Annotated in this window: 16 protein-coding genes; 6 read left to right on the top strand and 10 right to left on the bottom strand. The window is 67.2% G+C overall.

Annotation, left to right across the window (positions count from 1 at the left end):
• Nucleotides 1-3 precede the first annotated feature (3 nt).
• The 4 genes from nagA to J7I85_RS04920 are packed head-to-tail and all read right to left on the bottom strand — an operon-like array spanning nt 4 to nt 4,637.
• Nucleotides 4-1,137 carry an N-acetylglucosamine-6-phosphate deacetylase gene (gene nagA, locus J7I85_RS04935; RefSeq protein WP_214847421.1) on the bottom strand — a complete coding sequence of 378 codons (1,134 nt, stop codon included), beginning with the start codon at nt 1,135-1,137 and terminating at the stop codon, nt 4-6.
• On the bottom strand, nt 1,134-2,225 hold the full coding sequence (locus J7I85_RS04930; protein ID WP_251023952.1) for an SIS domain-containing protein: 1,092 nt from the start codon (nt 2,223-2,225) through the stop codon (nt 1,134-1,136). Before J7I85_RS04930 ends, nagA begins: the two co-directional genes overlap by 4 nt.
• Before the next feature lie 31 nt (nt 2,226-2,256).
• Nucleotides 2,257-3,219, bottom strand: a complete 963-nt coding sequence (locus J7I85_RS04925; protein WP_214847590.1) for an N-acetylglucosamine kinase — start codon at nt 3,217-3,219, stop codon at nt 2,257-2,259.
• On the bottom strand, nt 3,219-4,637 hold the full coding sequence (locus J7I85_RS04920) for a sugar porter family MFS transporter (RefSeq protein WP_251023951.1): 1,419 nt from the start codon (nt 4,635-4,637) through the stop codon (nt 3,219-3,221). The genes J7I85_RS04925 and J7I85_RS04920 overlap by 1 nt, the downstream gene beginning before the upstream one ends.
• Before the next feature lie 117 nt (nt 4,638-4,754).
• On the opposite strand from J7I85_RS04920, the gene J7I85_RS04915 reads away from it, so the two are divergent.
• On the top strand, nt 4,755-5,471 hold the full coding sequence (locus tag J7I85_RS04915; RefSeq protein WP_214847419.1) for a GntR family transcriptional regulator: 717 nt from the start codon (nt 4,755-4,757) through the stop codon (nt 5,469-5,471).
• A 176-nt stretch (nt 5,472-5,647) separates the two neighbouring features.
• On the top strand, nt 5,648-6,112 hold the full coding sequence (locus tag J7I85_RS04910) for a hypothetical protein (RefSeq protein ID WP_214847417.1): 465 nt from the start codon (nt 5,648-5,650) through the stop codon (nt 6,110-6,112).
• Nucleotides 6,113-6,182: 70 nt separating this feature from the next.
• Here the strand turns inward: J7I85_RS04910 and J7I85_RS04905 are convergent, their stop codons facing one another.
• Both J7I85_RS04905 and J7I85_RS04900 read right to left on the bottom strand, forming a co-directional pair.
• Nucleotides 6,183-7,346, bottom strand: coding sequence for an ABC transporter substrate-binding protein (locus J7I85_RS04905; RefSeq protein ID WP_214847416.1), 1,164 nt, complete (start codon nt 7,344-7,346; stop codon nt 6,183-6,185).
• Between the two features lie 179 nt (nt 7,347-7,525).
• On the bottom strand, nt 7,526-8,140 hold the full coding sequence (locus tag J7I85_RS04900) for a hypothetical protein (RefSeq protein WP_214847415.1): 615 nt from the start codon (nt 8,138-8,140) through the stop codon (nt 7,526-7,528).
• Nucleotides 8,141-8,327: 187 nt separating this feature from the next.
• On the opposite strand from J7I85_RS04900, the gene J7I85_RS25890 reads away from it, so the two are divergent.
• On the top strand, nt 8,328-8,597 hold the full coding sequence (locus J7I85_RS25890) for a hypothetical protein (protein ID WP_374102437.1): 270 nt from the start codon (nt 8,328-8,330) through the stop codon (nt 8,595-8,597).
• Nucleotides 8,598-8,632: 35 nt separating this feature from the next.
• Here J7I85_RS25890 and J7I85_RS04890 read toward each other — a convergent pair whose 3' ends face one another.
• Together J7I85_RS04890 and J7I85_RS04885 are read right to left on the bottom strand one after the other, a co-directional pair.
• Complete coding sequence (locus J7I85_RS04890; RefSeq protein ID WP_214847414.1) at nt 8,633-9,637, bottom strand: LacI family DNA-binding transcriptional regulator; 1,005 nt, start codon at nt 9,635-9,637, stop codon at nt 8,633-8,635.
• A gap of 137 nt (nt 9,638-9,774) precedes the next feature.
• On the bottom strand, nt 9,775-11,127 hold the full coding sequence (locus J7I85_RS04885) for an MFS transporter (RefSeq protein ID WP_214847412.1): 1,353 nt from the start codon (nt 11,125-11,127) through the stop codon (nt 9,775-9,777).
• A 207-nt stretch (nt 11,128-11,334) separates the two neighbouring features.
• On the opposite strand from J7I85_RS04885, the gene hisD reads away from it, so the two are divergent.
• Genes hisD through J7I85_RS04870 form a run of 3 tightly spaced genes read left to right on the top strand, consistent with a single transcriptional unit; the run spans nt 11,335 to nt 14,450 of the window.
• A complete protein-coding gene (gene hisD / locus J7I85_RS04880) occupies nt 11,335-12,681 on the top strand; it encodes a histidinol dehydrogenase (RefSeq protein ID WP_214847410.1) in 1,347 nt (448 codons plus the stop codon).
• A gap of 12 nt (nt 12,682-12,693) precedes the next feature.
• On the top strand, nt 12,694-13,440 hold the full coding sequence (locus J7I85_RS04875) for an SDR family NAD(P)-dependent oxidoreductase (protein WP_214847408.1): 747 nt from the start codon (nt 12,694-12,696) through the stop codon (nt 13,438-13,440).
• A 44-nt stretch (nt 13,441-13,484) separates the two neighbouring features.
• Nucleotides 13,485-14,450 carry a 3-hydroxyacyl-CoA dehydrogenase family protein gene (locus J7I85_RS04870; protein ID WP_214847406.1) on the top strand — a complete coding sequence of 322 codons (966 nt, stop codon included), beginning with the start codon at nt 13,485-13,487 and terminating at the stop codon, nt 14,448-14,450.
• Nucleotides 14,451-14,476: 26 nt separating this feature from the next.
• On the opposite strand, the gene J7I85_RS04865 is transcribed toward J7I85_RS04870, so the two are convergent.
• Together J7I85_RS04865 and J7I85_RS04860 are read right to left on the bottom strand one after the other, a co-directional pair.
• Nucleotides 14,477-15,049: an MOSC domain-containing protein gene (locus J7I85_RS04865; protein ID WP_214847404.1), complete on the bottom strand. Its 573-nt coding sequence runs from the start codon at nt 15,047-15,049 to the stop codon at nt 14,477-14,479.
• A gap of 32 nt (nt 15,050-15,081) precedes the next feature.
• Nucleotides 15,082-15,697 (bottom strand): lipoyl synthase (locus J7I85_RS04860; RefSeq protein WP_214847401.1); only part of this gene is annotated, 616 nt, incomplete at its 5' end.

Raw genomic sequence — 15,697 nt, 5'->3', positions numbered from 1 at the left:
CGCTCAACCAGCGAGCCATTCGCCTGCCTTCATCACGGCGGCCACCTCAAGATCCGGCGTGAGGGCCACCAAGTCCGCCTTCCGTCCGGCTTCGATGCGTCCGACGTCGGACAGCCCCAGCATGTCCGCCGGGTTCTGGCTCGCCGCGCGGACGGCATCGGCGAGCGGGATACCGGCGTCGTGGACAGCGTGCCGTACTGCCGCATCCAGCGTGAGGATGCTCCCGGCGATGGTGCCGTCGCTGACCAGACGGGCTTCGCCGTCGGACACCCGGACGTCCAGCCCGCCCAGCCGGTACATGCCTTCCTGCGCGCAGGCCGCCGCCATGGCGTCGGTGACGAAGACGGCACGCGCCGGGCTGGCGGCAATGAAGCGGACCAGCGACGGGTGGAGGTGGACGCCGTCGGCTATCACTTCGGCAAACACCGCAGGGTCTTCCAGCAGCGCCAGCGCGGGGCCGGGTTCCCGGTGGTGGAGCGGCCGCATCGCGTTGAAGACGTGCGTCCCGGCAGTGGCTCCGGCCGCGATGGCCTGACGGGCCAGGTCGTAGCCCGCGCCCGTGTGGCCGATGGCCGCGACGGCGCCGTAGCCGGTGACCTGCCGGATGGCTGCCAGGCCCCCTTCCAGTTCAGGCGCGATCGTGACCATCCGTACGGTGCCCCGCCCGGCCAGCATCAGCCGGTCGATGGCGGCCGGTTCGGGCGCGAGCAGAAGGTCCTCCGCGTGGGCGCCCCGGTGGTCGGGGCTGAGCCACGGTCCTTCCAGGTGGATCCCGGCCAGAACGCCTTCCTCCACCAGGGCGGCCAGCGCGGCCACCGCCTTTTCAAGCTGCGCGAGCGGGGCGGTGACCAGGCTGGCCATCAGGGTGGTGGTGCCGTGGGAGCGGTGCACCTCGGCGATCCGGACCGCGGCGGCGGCGGGGTCGGCGTCGTTGAAGCTGAAGCCGCCGCCGCCGTGGATGTGGGCGTCCACAAAGCCCGGCGCGAGGGTGGCGTCCGGAAAATGGGCGTCGGGCTCCCGGGCGGGCAGCCCGGGACCCGCCGCGGTGATCCGGCCGCCGTCGGTCTCCACCCAGCCGGGCTCCAGCACGGCGTCCGGCAGGATGACCCGCAAAGCAGAAATGAGCGTCGGACTCACCAGGTTTCCGTGATCTTGCGCAGGCCGCGGGGAGCGTCAGGGTCCAGGTGGCGGGCTGCCGCCATCGCATGCGCCAGCCGCTGCAGGGGCATGATCTCCAGAATGGGTGAGAGCTGCTCGTGGACGGCCGGCAGCGGCACCACGTGGTTCAGCGGTCGGGCCGCTCCTGCGTCGCCCACCAGGCAGACGTCCGCGCCGCGTTCGGCCAGACGATCCAGAACGGGATGCAGGGCGCGGCCGCCGGCGCCGGGCGAGGCGATGGCAATGACCGGCCGGTCGGCGTCGATCATGGCGAAGGGGCCGTGCAGCAGGTCCGCGCCGGAGAAGGCGTGCGCGGCCAGGTAGGACGTTTCCATGAGTTTCAGTGCCGCCTCCCGTGCGGTGGGGTAGGAGAAGCCGCGTCCCGTGGTGACGATGTGGTTCACGAAGCGGTAGCGGTCTGCAACCTCCAGTATCTCCGGCCGGGCCAGGACATCGGCGGCGAGACGCGGCAGGTCCGCCGCTTCCGCGCCGTTCCCCCCGGCCCACGCGTCAATCAGCTGCCACAGCGCCAGCAGTTGCGACGTGTAGCTCTTCGTTGCGGCCACGGCGCGCTCCGGCCCCGCCAGGATGTCCAGGTGGTGCCGGGCGGCAGCCGCCAGCGGTGACGACGGGGCGTTCGTGACGGCCACGGTGAGGGCGCCGCCCCGGGCGGCAGCGGCGGTGGAGTCCACCAGGTCCGGGGAGCCGCCGGACTGGCTGACCGCCAGCCACAGCACCCCATCCATTTTCGGTTCGGCGCCGTACACCGTAAGGCTCGACGGCGACGCCAGCCCGGCCGGCAGCCCCAGCACCGTCTCGATGAGGTACTTCGCGTACAGGGCCGCGTGGTCGCTGGTGCCGCGCGCGGCCAGGAGCACGTACTTGATGTCTGCGTCCCGCAGGGTGGCGGCCAGCCGGGTGATGGCGGGGCGCCCTAGCTCAAGCTGCCGGGCCAGCGCCTCCGGCTGTTCCAGGATTTCGGCGGCCATCAGGGAGCCGGGGAGTGGGGGTGCGGCGATGGCGGTTGGGGCGGTGTTGTTCGCGATCGTGGTGTGCGAGGCGGTCATGGGTCTCCTTGGGTGGATCAGGGAATTTGGGTTAAAGCGATCGGGCGGGAATTTTGGTGGCTGGCCGGAGCGGTTCGCGGGCAAGCTGGCAGGCCAGCTCCACCGCGCCCCAGGCAGGGGAGCGGTCCAGTACTCGGACGTCGGTGAGGCCGTTGGCGGCCAGCAGCCCGCGCACCCTGCCGGCCAGCGCCGCCTGGTTGACCAGCATTCCGCCGGCCAGCAGGACCGGCGCATCTTCCGGAATGGTGCCCAGCCTCCGGTTCACCGTCAGGGCCAGGCCGGCGAGCTGCCGTGCGGCGTCGTCGGCGATGGCTGCGCTCGCAGCGTCCGAGGCAGCGAGGTCGAACACGGTTCCGGCCAGCCCGGCCCAGTACCGGCGCTCCGGCCTGCGGTAGAACAGATCCAGCAGCTCAGCGGGTTCCGCGGCTCCGGTCTGCGCCAGCATCTCGGCAGTCAATGGCCCGGCGGGCAGGCCGTCGTCGGATTCCTGCAGGGCGTGGCGGACCGCGCTGCGGGCCACGGCGTAGCCGCTGCCTTCGTCGCCGAGCAGGTAACCCCAGCCTCCTGCCCGGGCTTCCCGGCCGTCGCCGGCCTTCGCCCACGCGGCGGAGCCGGTGCCGGAGATAAGGACGGTGCCTGCCGTGAGGCCGCCGGCCGCGAGGATGATGCGGGTGTCGTGGTCCACGTGGATCCGGGCTCCGGGGAAGCGGCGGGATAGCAGGCCGGTCAGCCGTTCCCGGGCTGCGGGCGTGTCCGCTCCTGCGGCGCCGGCAAACACGGCGTTTATTCCGTGGTCTGCAGGATCGCCGATACCGAGCTGCGCGGCGAGGTCGTCCAGCGCCGCGGCGGCTTCGTCCGGCCCGACGGAGGCGATGTTCGCGCTGCCCACCGTGCACTCAGTGATGCTCTGAACGAGCGGTGCGCCGCCGTCGTCGTCCGCCAGAATGGCGTGCGTCTTCGAGCCGCCGATGTCCAGGCCGAGGACGTGCCGCATCACTTGGCCGCCGGCGTGCTGCTGCTGTCATTGTTGCCGGTGGCTTCTGGCCAGCGGGCGCCGTTTTCCCAGTAGTGGCGGATTTCCTCGAGGTTCCGGCCCTTGGTTTCGGGGGCCAGCCGGTGGACGAAGACGAAGCCGGCGACGGCCAGCGCACCGAATACCGCGAACGTGCCGGCACCGCCGAGCCGCTGCAGCATGGTGAGGAAGAACGCCGCGACGATCACGTTGGCCACGAGGTCCGAGGTGAGCATTGCGCTGGCACCCAGGGAGCGCAACCGGGCCGGGAACGACTCGCCGGCGTAGACCCAGACCAGCGCGCCGAAGCCGAACGTGAAGCCCACGGTGAACAGCAGGACCCCGAGGAAGCCCACCACGGTCAGGACGCCGCCGAAGTCGCGTCCCGCCATGAAGACACCGACCAGGATCACGTTGGCCACGATCATCATGCCGATGCCGCCGAGCAGGATGGGGCGGCGGCCCACCCGGTCCACCAGGGACAGCGAGACGAACACGGCCACCAGCGAAGCGGCCTGAACCAGCGCGGGCAGCAGCAGGAGGGCGGCGTTGCCCGTGAAACCCATGGCCTCGAAGATCCGGGGGCTGTAATAGACCACGGCGTTGATGCCGGTGATCTGGATGAAGAAGCCGAGGCCGACGACGAACACGGTCGCCTTCAGGTATGGCGAGCGGAGCATCTCACGCAGGCCGCCACCGCGTTCTTCGCTGATTGCCTGGCGCATGTCCGCCAGTTCGGCGTCCACGTCGGCGTCCGGCTCGATCGAGCTGAGCGTACGGCGGGCCTCCTCGGTGCGTCCGCGCATCATGTACCAGCGGGCGGTGTCCGGGAGGCGCAGGGTGACGGCCAGGACCGCGATGGCCGGGACGGCGGCCAGGCCGAGCATCAGCCGCCAGTTTTCGCTGGCGGACAGGAAGTAGGCGGCAATGTAGCCGATGATGATGCCGATGACTGTGGCCACCTGGTAGGCGACGAGCAGGGCGCCGCGCACCTTGGGCGGCGCTGACTCGGCCACGAAGACGGGCACCACCACCACGGAAATGCCGATGGTCAGGCCCAAGAGCAGGCGGGCCACGAGCAGCATGGGCACGTCAGCCGCGAGGGCGCTGAGCACCGCGAACGCGGCATACGCTCCGGCCACACCCACCATGCAGACCTTGCGGCCCAGTTTGTTGGCGAGCCAGCCGCCGAGGACGGCGCCAAGGACTTCACCGACGACGACGGCGGTGGTCACCAGCTCCTGTTGGCTGGTGGAAAGCTGAAACTCCTTGGTGATGAACAGCAGGGCACCGGCGATATTCGAGAGATCGTAGCCGTAGATTATGCCAATGGTGGCGGCGGTGCCGCCGATCAGAAGGCCGAGGCGGGGCGTCTGGCGCAGGTCTTGCAGGAACGACATCTTTGGGTCCTTGGAAGTGGGATGGGGGATTGGTTGTTGCTTCGCTCAATTGGTGTAAACCAATTTCCATCATTTTGGCCTAGACCAATTTTCGTGTCAATAGGTACCATCAGATTCATGGAAACCTCCGCGGCCGCTGCCCTGCCCAAGTACTACGTACTCAAGGAGCAGATCCTCACCCTCATCGAGGACGCCGTGCCCGGAACGCTGATCCCCACGGAGCGCGCACTCGCCGAGCAGTACGGAACGTCCCGCACCACCGTCCGGCAGGCCATCGGCGAGCTGGTGTCCGAGGGCCGCCTGGACCGGACACAGGGGAGGGGGACGTATGTGGCGCCGCCAAAGGTAACGCACGTCCGCCAGCTCACATCCTTTACCGACGACGCCGCGAGCCAGGGCCTCACGGCTGCGGCCCGGATCGTGGACGTGAGCGTGCTCCCGGCCGACCCGGCCACGGCACGGCGCCTGGCGGTGGAGCCGGGAACGGACATCCACCGGGTGGAGCGCATCAGGCTGGTTGACGGCGAGCCGCTTGCGCACGAGGTTGCGTTCCTTGCGGGACCGCTGCCGGACCTGGCGCGGACCGTGGCGGAGCGCGGCTCCCTGTACGCTGCCCTGCGCGAGGACTACGGAATCCGGATCGCCGAGGTGGAGGACACCGTGGAGACGAAGCTGGCCGGACCGGCCGAGGTGCAGCTCCTCGACGTCGAAATGGGCGCCCCCATGCTGCTGGTTCACCGCCTCGGCTTCACCCCGGACGGGCAGCCCGTGGAGTGGACCGAGTCGGTGTTCCGGGGGGACAGGTTCCGCTTCGTGGCGCGGATGCACGTCTAACGAGGGCGCGTCTCCTGCGTGCGGCGCTTCTCTTTATTACGCCCAGCTGCGGAAGATGAAGCACTGTTGCGTTGCGCGACGGCGGGCGTCGACAGGCGTTGTGAAGCAAGTTACCCGGTGGTTGTGTAAGTCCATAATCAGCGACGGGGCGGCCGCAACGCCGAATCGAGGGGGACATGATCACAGCTTTGGTTCACAGGATCAGGACGCAGTGCAGCGCGGAACTGAACACCTTCCGCAGCCAGATGCACGCACTGGCGCGGCAGGATATCGGTTCCGGCCTGGACGCAGCAGCCACCACCATGGCCCGCCGGCCGTGCCTTGCCACCCCGGGAGTTTCCGTGGACATCGTCGGCTTCACCTGCCCCCGTTCCTCCGGCGGCGGGCCTTCGGTGCGGGTTGCCGTGTCCCTGAGCCTGCAGCCTGGCCGGATGGCCTCCGCAGTCCACTGGGAGGAGGCCCATGCCTGGGCCGGTGCGGTGGCAGGCGGGGAATGGGCTGCCGCCGAATATGTCGGAAGCCAGGAAAGCCCGGGCGGCATGGTCTTTCACTACGCCTTGAAAAATGCGGAGGACCCTAACGCCGTGCCCGAGTATTCGGCGGTGCCGGAGTACTCGGCGGACTATTCGTCTGTGCTGTAAGCACTGACTTAAACCATAAAGGATCCGGCGGGAATGCTCCCGCCGGATCCTTTTTGTCCGTCTTGCCGGATTACTCCTTGCCCAGCCCAGCCGCCGAGGTCTTTTCACCGGTGACTTCGTTCAGCTTGGCCAGGTCGAAGATGCCGTTGATGTCCGCCTGCTTGGTGGTGCCGGCGTCCACACCGTCCTGGAGCAGCTTCTTGAACGCTCCGGCCAGCGGGTCCACCGTGAACACGATGTTCTTCAGGGACCGGTCAATGACTTCCTGCGGGAGTGCCTTGCCGGCAGCTTCCTTTAGGGCGGCGTTCACTTCCGTGGACTTCTCGGCCGCCGGGGTGTCGTTGAGCCACTTCACGGCGTCGACGTGACCCTTGAGCAGGGATTCCACCGTCTGCGGGTGCTCAGCAGCGAACTTCTTGTTGACGATCAGGATGGTGGTGGGGAACTCGCCCGGCTTGCCGGTCAGCGACCCGTCCCACAGGTCCTTCTCGTCCACCAGGACCTTCGCCCCGGCCTGCAGCACCAGACGGGAGGCCCACGGCTCAGGCAGCCACGCGCCGTCGAGCTTGCCGTTCTGGAACAGCTTCAGGGTCTGGGCGTTTTCGGTGGGGTTGATCGCAACGTCCCCGCCGCCGTCGGTGTTGGTCTTGTAGCCCTGCTTGCCCAGCCAGGCGCGCAGCGCCACGTCCTGGGTGCCACCGAGCTGCGGGGAGGCGAGGGTCTTGCCCTTCAGGTCCGCCGCGGTCTTAATTTCCGGCTTGACCACCAGCTGCGCGCCGCCGGAGGCTGCCCCGGCGATGATGTTGATGGACTCGCCCTTGCTCTTGACGAACGAGTTGATGGCCGGGTTCGGGCCGATGTACGTGGCATCGATCGCGCCGGCGTTGAGCGCCTCGATAGCGGCCGGGCCGGCGTTGAACACCTGCGTGCTCAACTTGGTGTCGCCCAGCTCCTTTGCGATGAAACCCTTCTGGACGCCAACCAGCGCGGTGGCGTGGGTGATGTTCCCGAAGTAGCCCAGCTTCAGCTCGGTGGCGGGGCTGGTGGCGCCGGCCGCGTTGACGGAATCCGGGGCGGAGCTGTTGGCGGCCGTGGTGGCGACGGCGGCGCCTGCACCCAGGACGGCAAGGATGCCGGCGGCGATGCCGATCTTGAGCCCGCTGGGGCGTTTCCGGCCGGCGGGCTGGCCCGCGGCGATCCGGGTGGAGCCCGGGAACTCGTTCGGAGAAGACATGATGTTTTCCTTTTGGATGGTGGAGCGGAGGGGATGGCGCTGAGCGTTGGATTGAGATTACGGAGGCCCCTCCGGCGGCCACAATGGCAGTCGACGCGGGCGTTCACCCGGCGTCGTAGTGGTTCATTCTGGCGGTCGTATAGCTTCACCGGGAGTCGCGGAACGTCAAAATCGGGGGCTTACAGCTCGTCCGAGGCGGACTTCAGGGTTCCCAGGACGGCGGGCAAAAGGTGCTGCTGCCGGCCCCAGACAGGGTCGAGCAGTTCCACGTACCAGGAGTCGGCCAGCAGGAGGGCCAGGGTTTCGTTGCTCTCGCGAGCCCAGTCCTGGATCTGCTCCGATTCGACCGGATTTTCGCTGCTTCCCAAAACAGTGACCACTTCGCCGTCGTGCTGTGTGACGGGAACGGAGGCCTGGCTGACCTCCCCCGGGGCGTGGACGATGGCAATGAGTTCCGTCCCGGTGGACAGCCGCAGCAGGAGGGCTGCGGACTCCGCGGAGCAGAAGCCGGTGACGTACTCGCGCTGGGCGTGCCCGGCGTCGGGGCCGAGGCCGGGCTGGGATTCCTTGGTGAACAGTCCGCTGCGGTTGAGCTCAGCCAGCTGGCCGGCGATGGGAAGGGTCTCGTCGTCGAAGCGCGGGGCCAGGGTTCCGGGCTGGTATTCGCTGGTGCCCTCAAGCCACCGGGCCGTCAGCTCTCCGGCGGCGGCGAGGGTGCCCGCCTGCCGCCACACTTCGCGGTCTGCCAGAAGCCTGCCGTAGCTGTCACGTTCGGTGGTGAATTGATCGCTCATACTCGATGCTAGGCGCCGCTCGGCGTTGTTGGGCAGGCCGAATGACGCCTTCGTACGCCGTATTAATCGCGGTTACGCCGTGTATCTTCCGGTTTCTCCCGCTTTGACCAGTGCTTTTTTGCTGCCGGATAGTTGCTGCGACAAGGCGCACTCACACCGGCACTCAAGCCGGCGGTGGGCCTGGCCCTTGCCGCCACGCGCCTGCTGGCGCTCTCCCGTCACGGTGGACGAGGCGGCTGCGGCGCTGGTTCCGGAAGACATCAAGAAGGACGGGAAGCTGACGGTGGCGGTCAGCCCGTTCGCACCGCCGCTGGCGGTATACGCCACGGACAACAAGACGCCGGTGGTCGACGTTACTTCAATCTCCAACAAAATCAAGAGGTCGCACAGCCGCGTCCGTGGCGTCTCGCGCGAGCAGTTCCGCGGTCCGTGCGAGGCCTGCTGCAGGGCCGCTTAGCAGCACGGCATGCGGGCCGGTCTAGCGAAGGGTCTTTACTTCCCTGCCGCCTCGGCGAGTCCGGTGCTGCCGCGGACGATCAGGTCGCAGGGAAAATTCACCCTGCGCGGCGGCTCCCCGGGCGCATGGATGCGCTCCAGCAGCATCCGAGCTCCCACGCGTGCCATTTCGCGACTGGGCTGGCGCACGGTGGTGAGGCTGAACGAATCCCAAGCCGCCATGTCGACGTCGTCGTAGCCGATGATCCAGCAATCCTGCGCCGGGATCCGGTTAGCCCGCAGCGCGTCGAGGGCGCCGAAGGCCATCAGATCGTTGGCACAGAAGACGGCCTGGGGCCTGCCGGCGCGGGCAAGCAGGCGGTTCATGACCTGCGCGCTGACGTCGTGGGAGAACCCGCCATGGAAGCGGAAGTGTTCCGGAACGCCGTGGCCCCGCTCGGCCATTCTGTCGAGGAAGCCCTTGGCGCGCTCACGTGACGTGCTGGCGTTTTCTGCACCGCCGATGAAGGCCACCCGGGTCCTGCCGTTGTCCAGGAGGTAGTCGGCGACGGCGGCGCCCCCCTCGGTGTTGCTGCTGGTGACCTGGTCACAGTGCAGGCCCTCCACCACGCGGTTGATGAGAACGATTGGGCTCTTCTTCTCGATGGCTGCCTGCAGCTCGACGGAGTCTTCCGTCGCCGTCGTGAAGATGACGCCGTCGACTGCGTGTTCCCGGATGGCTTTAAGCGCATCGTGGTGGCTGCCGCCGCCGGCGTTCCAGATCACGACGCGGAAACCCGCGGTGTCCAGCTCCCGGCTAAGTTCATCGAGAACCTCCGGGTAGAACGGGTTGGTCAGGTCAGCGACCACCACGCCGATGGTGTTGGTCCGCCTTGTTTTCATGGCCTGCGCGCCGGCGTGGGGCACATAGCCCAGCGTTTCCATGGCCGCCTGGACACGGGCGCGGGTGGCAGGAGACAGCTTTGCGGGGGAGGACATCACCCGGGATACCGTGGCCTGCGATACGCCCGCCAGTTCTGCCACGTCGCGGCTTGTAACCATCGGGGCGTTCTCCTTGCTATCTGGCGCCGGCGTGTTGCTGATGCTTCAGTTTGTAGTTTCAGACTAGCCAATCTCCCAAGCCTGCACCGCCGGTCCCTGCGGTTTGCAGGTCACCGGCGGCACAGGGGAAGAGGTGGCTACCGGCCTGTTGTGGGATCGTGCTCGGCGCTCAGGCCGCGGCGAAGCCGGACGCGCGGAGCGGTCTCGGGTGACCACAGCGCTCCAACGATGGTGATGACCGAGGTGAACACCATGTATAGGGCCACGAGCCAGTACCGGTCGAATTCCGGGCCGATGAGCGCCGTGGCGATCAGGGGAGCGAAGCCGCCGGCGAAGACTGCGGCTACCTGCGGGCCCACCGATGCACCGGAATAGCGCAGCTTGGGCTCGAACAGTTCGGTGAAGTAGGCCGGTTCCACGGAGTAGCACAGGTCGCGGCCCACATTGCAGGTCAGCACCAGCACCAGCAGCACCATCAGGAAGTCGCCTGTCTGCACGCCCCAGAAGAAGGGGAAGGCCATCAGGAGCATGGTGCCTGCACCGGCGATCACGGTGTAGCGGCGGCCCCAACGGTCCGAAACCCAGCCCCAGAACGGGATTGAGAAGATGCCGAGGCCGGCCATGATCATGGTTGCGATCAGAATGCTGTTCTTTTCCAGCAGGATGGCAGGACCGTAAGCGAGCAGGAAGGTCGTGTAGATGTAGTAGTTGGCGTTCTCCGCGAACCGCATCATGATGACCTTCAGGATGGTCAACGGGCGGGTCTTGATGACCTTGACCACGGGCAGCTTCTCGATCTCACCCTTGCGCTTGATCTCCTCAAAGGCGGGGGACTCGTCCACGTTGCGGCGGATGTAGAAGGAGAGCACCACCAGCAGGATCGAAATGAGGAACGGGATGCGCCATCCCCAGGCCATGAAGTCTTCGGGGGAGATGAGGCCGCCCATGATAAAGAACGCTCCGTTGGCGAGCAGGGTGCCGGCGGGAACGCCGATCTGCGGCCAGGAGCCGAAGAATCCGCGGCGCTTGGCCGGCGCGTATTCCGTGGCCATCAACGCTGCGCCGCCCCATTCACCGCCGACGCCGATGCCTTGGATGATGCGGAGGACCACCAGCAGGATGGGCGCCGCGACGCCGATGGTGGCGAAGTTTGGCAGGCAGCCAATCAGGAAGGTGCCGGCGCCCATCAAGCCGAGGGTCATCATGAGCATCTTCTTCCGGCCGAGGCGGTCGCCGAAGTGGGCGAAGATGATGCCGCCGATCGGTCGGGCCGCGAAGCCGATGGCATAGGTGCTGAAGGAGAGCAGGATACCGGCGAAAGGGCTCACCTGCGGAAAGAACTGGGTGTTGAGGATGATGGCCGCCGCAACGCCGTATACGTAGAAGTCGTACCACTCGATGCAGCTGCCGAGTACTGAGGAGATAAGCGCCTTGCGGCGCATCTTGGGATCTATTGCGGGGGGAGTGGATATTGTCGCGGGGGCGCTCATTCAGAGACTCCTTTGTCTTCGTCCGGGACAGTGAGCCCAGCCACACTGACTGGCTCGTGTTTAGGAGTGTATACGTATGCAAAACCCAAAAACAAGGTCTTGCGGCAAAAAATGTATACGTATACACTCGATTTCCAAGCAGGCCTACGGGCCTGGCTCAGGGCGTTCCAGAGGTCGCCCATCAACGAAGATGGAAAGGTAAACCTGATGACCGTTACAACTGCAGTCAGCTCCGCCGTGAACTCCACCGTACTCAAGGAGCCCGCCCGCAACAGCGTGGCCCGCGGCAGCACCCCCGAAGTCCGCACCACGGTGGAAACCGTCATAGCGGACATCCGCGAACGCGGCGACGAGGCCGTTCGCGAATACTCACAGAAGTTCGATAAGTACGCCCCGGAATCGTTCCTGCTCAGCCAGGAGCAGCTGGACGAGATCATGGCCCGCGTACCTGAGCAGGTCATTGAGGACATCAAGTTCGTCCAGGAGCAGGTCCGCACCATGGCGCAGAAGCAGCTTGAATCGCTGTCGGACTTTGAAATCGAAACTATGCCCGGCGTCTTCCTGGGACAGAAGAACGTTCCGGTCCAGGCCGCCGGCGCCTACATCCCCGGCGGAAAGTACCCGCTCCTGGCCAGCGCCCACATGACCATTGTGACCGCGAAGGTTGCCGGCGTGGAGCGCGTGGCGGCCTGCACCCCACTCATCCAGGGCGAGGTTCCGGACGCCACCGTCGCAGCCATGTATCTGGCAGGCGCCGATGAGATCTACCTCCTCGGCGGCATCCAGGCGGTGGCCGCCCTCGCCATCGGCACCGAGACCATCAAGCCCGTCAATATGCTGGCCGGCCCCGGCAACGCCTTCGTTGCCGAGGCGAAGCGCCAGCTCTTCGGCGAGGTCGGCATCGACCTCTTCGCCGGGCCCACCGAAGTCCTCATTGTGGCCGACGAGCACGCTGACCCGTTCATCGTCGCCGTCGACCTCCTCTCCCAGGCGGAGCACGGCCCTGATTCACCCGCCGTCCTGATCACTACCAGCGAGGAACTGGGCCGCAAGGTCATCGAACACATTGACACGATCCTCGTGGACATGCCGACCCGCGATTATGCCGGTGCCGCCTGGCGCGACTGGGGTGCCGTTCACGTGGTTGATACCCTGGACGACGCCTACGCCCTGGCCGATGAATACGCTTACGAGCACGTCCAGATCCTGACCCAGAACCCGCGCGAGGCACTCGACAAGATGCACGACTACGGCGCCCTTTTCCTGGGTGAGGGAACCTGTGTCTCCTACGGCGACAAGGTAATCGGCACCAACCACGTCCTGCCCACCCGCGGCGCGGCGCGCTACACCGGCGGCCTCTGGGTGGGCAAGTACCTTCGCACCGTCACCTACCAGGAGGTGACCAACACCGAATCCAGCGCCTTCTTCGGCGAACTCTGCGGCCGCGCGTCGAGAGTGGAGCGGTTTGAGGGCCACGCACGGTCCGGAGACGTTCGCGCAGCGAAGTACCGCGGCACGTCCTTGCCCTGGTCGGACCACACCTTCGACAGCTAAGAGGTCCGGAACGTGCCGAACTTCCGCCTCGACGGCAAGAAAGCACTGGTCACAGGGGCGGGCCGGGGACTCGGCAAGGCCATCGCAGATGACCTTGCCGAGTCCGGTGCCACCGTCTACGGAACCAGCCGCGACGCCGCAACCGCCCAGCAGATCAGTGAACGGTACGGGACACCGCCCCTGGCCGTGGACCTGAGCAGCACCGGCAACATCAGCAGGTTCGCCGAATCACTCCAGCAGGCCAGCGGCGGCATTGACCTGCTCGTCAACAATGCCGGCGTCAACGTGCCCAAGCCTGCCTTGGAGCTCACGGAGGACGACTGGGACACGGTCTTCGACACCAACCTCAAGGGCACCTTCTTCCTGACTACGGCCCTGGCCCGGCACTGGGTAGCCACCGGTACCCCTGGTGCCATCGTCAACATCGCCTCCCAGGCGGGGATCGTTGCAATTGAGGAACGGGCGGCCTACGGCACCAGCAAGGCCGGAATGATCCACCTCACCAAGGTCCTGGCCCTGGAATGGGCTGCCGCGCGGATCCGGGTCAACGCCGTTGCCCCGACCTTCGTGCGGACGGAACTGACGGCGTCGACCCTCAGCAGGCCGGACTGGGCAGCAGAACTGCTGTCCCGCATCCCGATCGGCCGCTTCGGCGAACCCGATGACATCGCCGGGGCGGTGGCGTTCCTGCTTAGCGACGCGGCGTCGCTCATCACCGGCCACACGCTCGCCGTCGACGGTGGCTACACCATCCGCTGAACGGTCCCATCCGTCTGAAGCGGCCCATTCCTAGGAGCAGCAACATGAAAATCACGCAGACCATCTCGAAGACGGCAGTGGTCGGCGCCGGCTATATGGGTGGCGGCATAGCCCAGGTGCTGGCGCTGCACGGTTACCAGGTAGCGCTCGGCGATGTCGACGGCCGAATTGCCGAGCGTGCCCGCGTCCGCCTCGTGGACCAGGCCAAGGCCTTCGAGGCCCAGGGGCTGCTGCCTGCCGGCGCAGCGGACACCATCGCGGACAACCTCACCGCTGCCGCCAGCATCGAGGATGCTGTTGCGACGTCGGACTACGTCGCCGAGGCGGTCCCGGAGGACCCGGTGATTAAGGCGGACATCCTCCGCCGCATTTCGGCAGCCGCGCCGGCGGATGCAGTCATCGGCACGAACACCTCGGCCATACCGATCGGGGAGTTGGCCGCATCCGTCACCGGCCCCGAGCGGTTCCTCGGCGTCCACTGGATGAACCCGGCGCCCTTCATCCCCGGCGTCGAACTCATCCCGGGGCCGGAGACCTTGCCTTCCGTCGTGGACCTTGCCGAGGAGCTCATCCGGGCCCTCGGCAAGACGCCCGCGAGGGTTGCCGACACGCCGGGATTCGTCGCCAACAGGCTACAGTTTGCGCTGTACAAGGAGGCTGCCCGGATCGTTGAAGAGGGCGTGGCAAACCCCTCCCAGATCGACGACGTCGTCAGCAACACCTTCGGGTTCCGCCTTGCGCTGTTCGGCCCGTTCGCCATCGGAGACATGGCTGGCCTGGATGTCTACGAGTCGTCGTTCCGGACCCTGGAAAAGGCCTACGGTGAACGGTTCGCCCCGCCCGCCGCGCTGATGGCCACGGTCAAGGATGGCAACCTGGGCCTGAAATCCGGCCACGGGTTCTTGGACGTGGACCCGGCCAGCAGGGAAAGCCTTGTTGCCTACCGGGACAGCGCCTACGCCCGGCTCTCCCAGCTGCGCGCCGAGCTGGGCCGGGCCCCGGGCCTGTAAGCCGCTAACCCAAGGCACTGGCTGCCTTACGGCAGCCGGCTCGGCCGCAGCACGTTCGGAATGCCCGCCTGTCCGGGCTCAAGTAGCACCGGGCTGACCAGCACAGCAGGCCCGCGGTGCAGCACGCCGTCGGAAAGTGCCCGGCAGCGCATGCCTCCGCGCCCGCGCATGGCGGCATGCGCGCCGGGCGCGAGCATCCGGTCCATCCACGCGCAGGGGTGGGCGGGCCGCCCGCCCTTAAACCGTACCTCGTCGCCCTGGGATTCCAGCGCGAAGTCCTGGCCCAGCAGCGGGGCAAGATGCGCACCCCTGAGGATTACGTTGCGCCGGGTCAGCAGCGGGTCGAAGGGGCCAGCGTCCAGTTCTGCGGCCATGGCCTCGAGGGCCTCAACCGCGAACAGGGTGACGGCGGCGTCCATGTGGGCCGCCTTGCCGAAGAACCTGTCCCCGACGATGCCTTTACCTGCCACGATCTCCACCCGGTCGGCATCCGCCGTCGGCACGTCAGCGGCCCCGTCACGCGCGCGGCCGAAGTAGGCGTGCGCCGGCGAGACGAGCAGATGCAGGACGTCCACGTCGTACCGGTAGGTTGCCGTCATGCAATAACGCTATACCCCGGTCAGGACGCCGGTCAGGCCGGCCTCGCGAGCAGGGAGCTGGCTTCCTGGCGGGTGGATCCGGAGGATTCGATGTGGGCGAGTTCGGCGGGGATCTCCCAGCCCTTTTTGCGCATGGCGGTGGCCCAGAGCCGGCCGGCGCGGTAGGAGGACCGGACCAGGGGGCCGGACATGACGCCGAGGAACCCGATCTCCTCGGCTTCCTGCTGCAGGTCGACGAATTCCTGCGGCTTGACCCAGCGGTCCACGGGGAGGTGGCGTTCGGAGGGGCGCAGGTACTGGGTGATGGTGATCAGGTCGCAGCCTGCCTGGTGAAGGTCGCGGAGGGCCTCGGAGATTTCCTCGCGGGTTTCGCCCATGCCCAGGATCAGGTTGGACTTGGTGACCATGCCCAGGTTCCGGCCCTGGGTGATGACGTCCAGGGAGCGTTCGTAGCGGAACGCGGGGCGGATCCGCTTGAAGATCCGGGGCACGGTTTCGACGTTGTGGGCGAAGACTTCGGGTTTGGCGTCGCAGATCGCGGCGATGTGCTCGGGTTTGCCGGAGAAGTCCGGGATGAGGAGTTCGACGCCGGTGCCGGGGTTCAGTTCGTGGATCTTGCGGACGGTCTCGGCGTAGAGCCAGACGCCT

The sequence above is a fragment of the Arthrobacter sp. ISL-65 genome (assembly GCF_018613795.1).
GTDB lineage: Bacteria > Actinomycetota > Actinomycetes > Actinomycetales > Micrococcaceae > Arthrobacter.
Note: the sequence above shows the minus strand (reverse complement) of the source record. Positions and strands in the feature narration are given on the sequence as shown.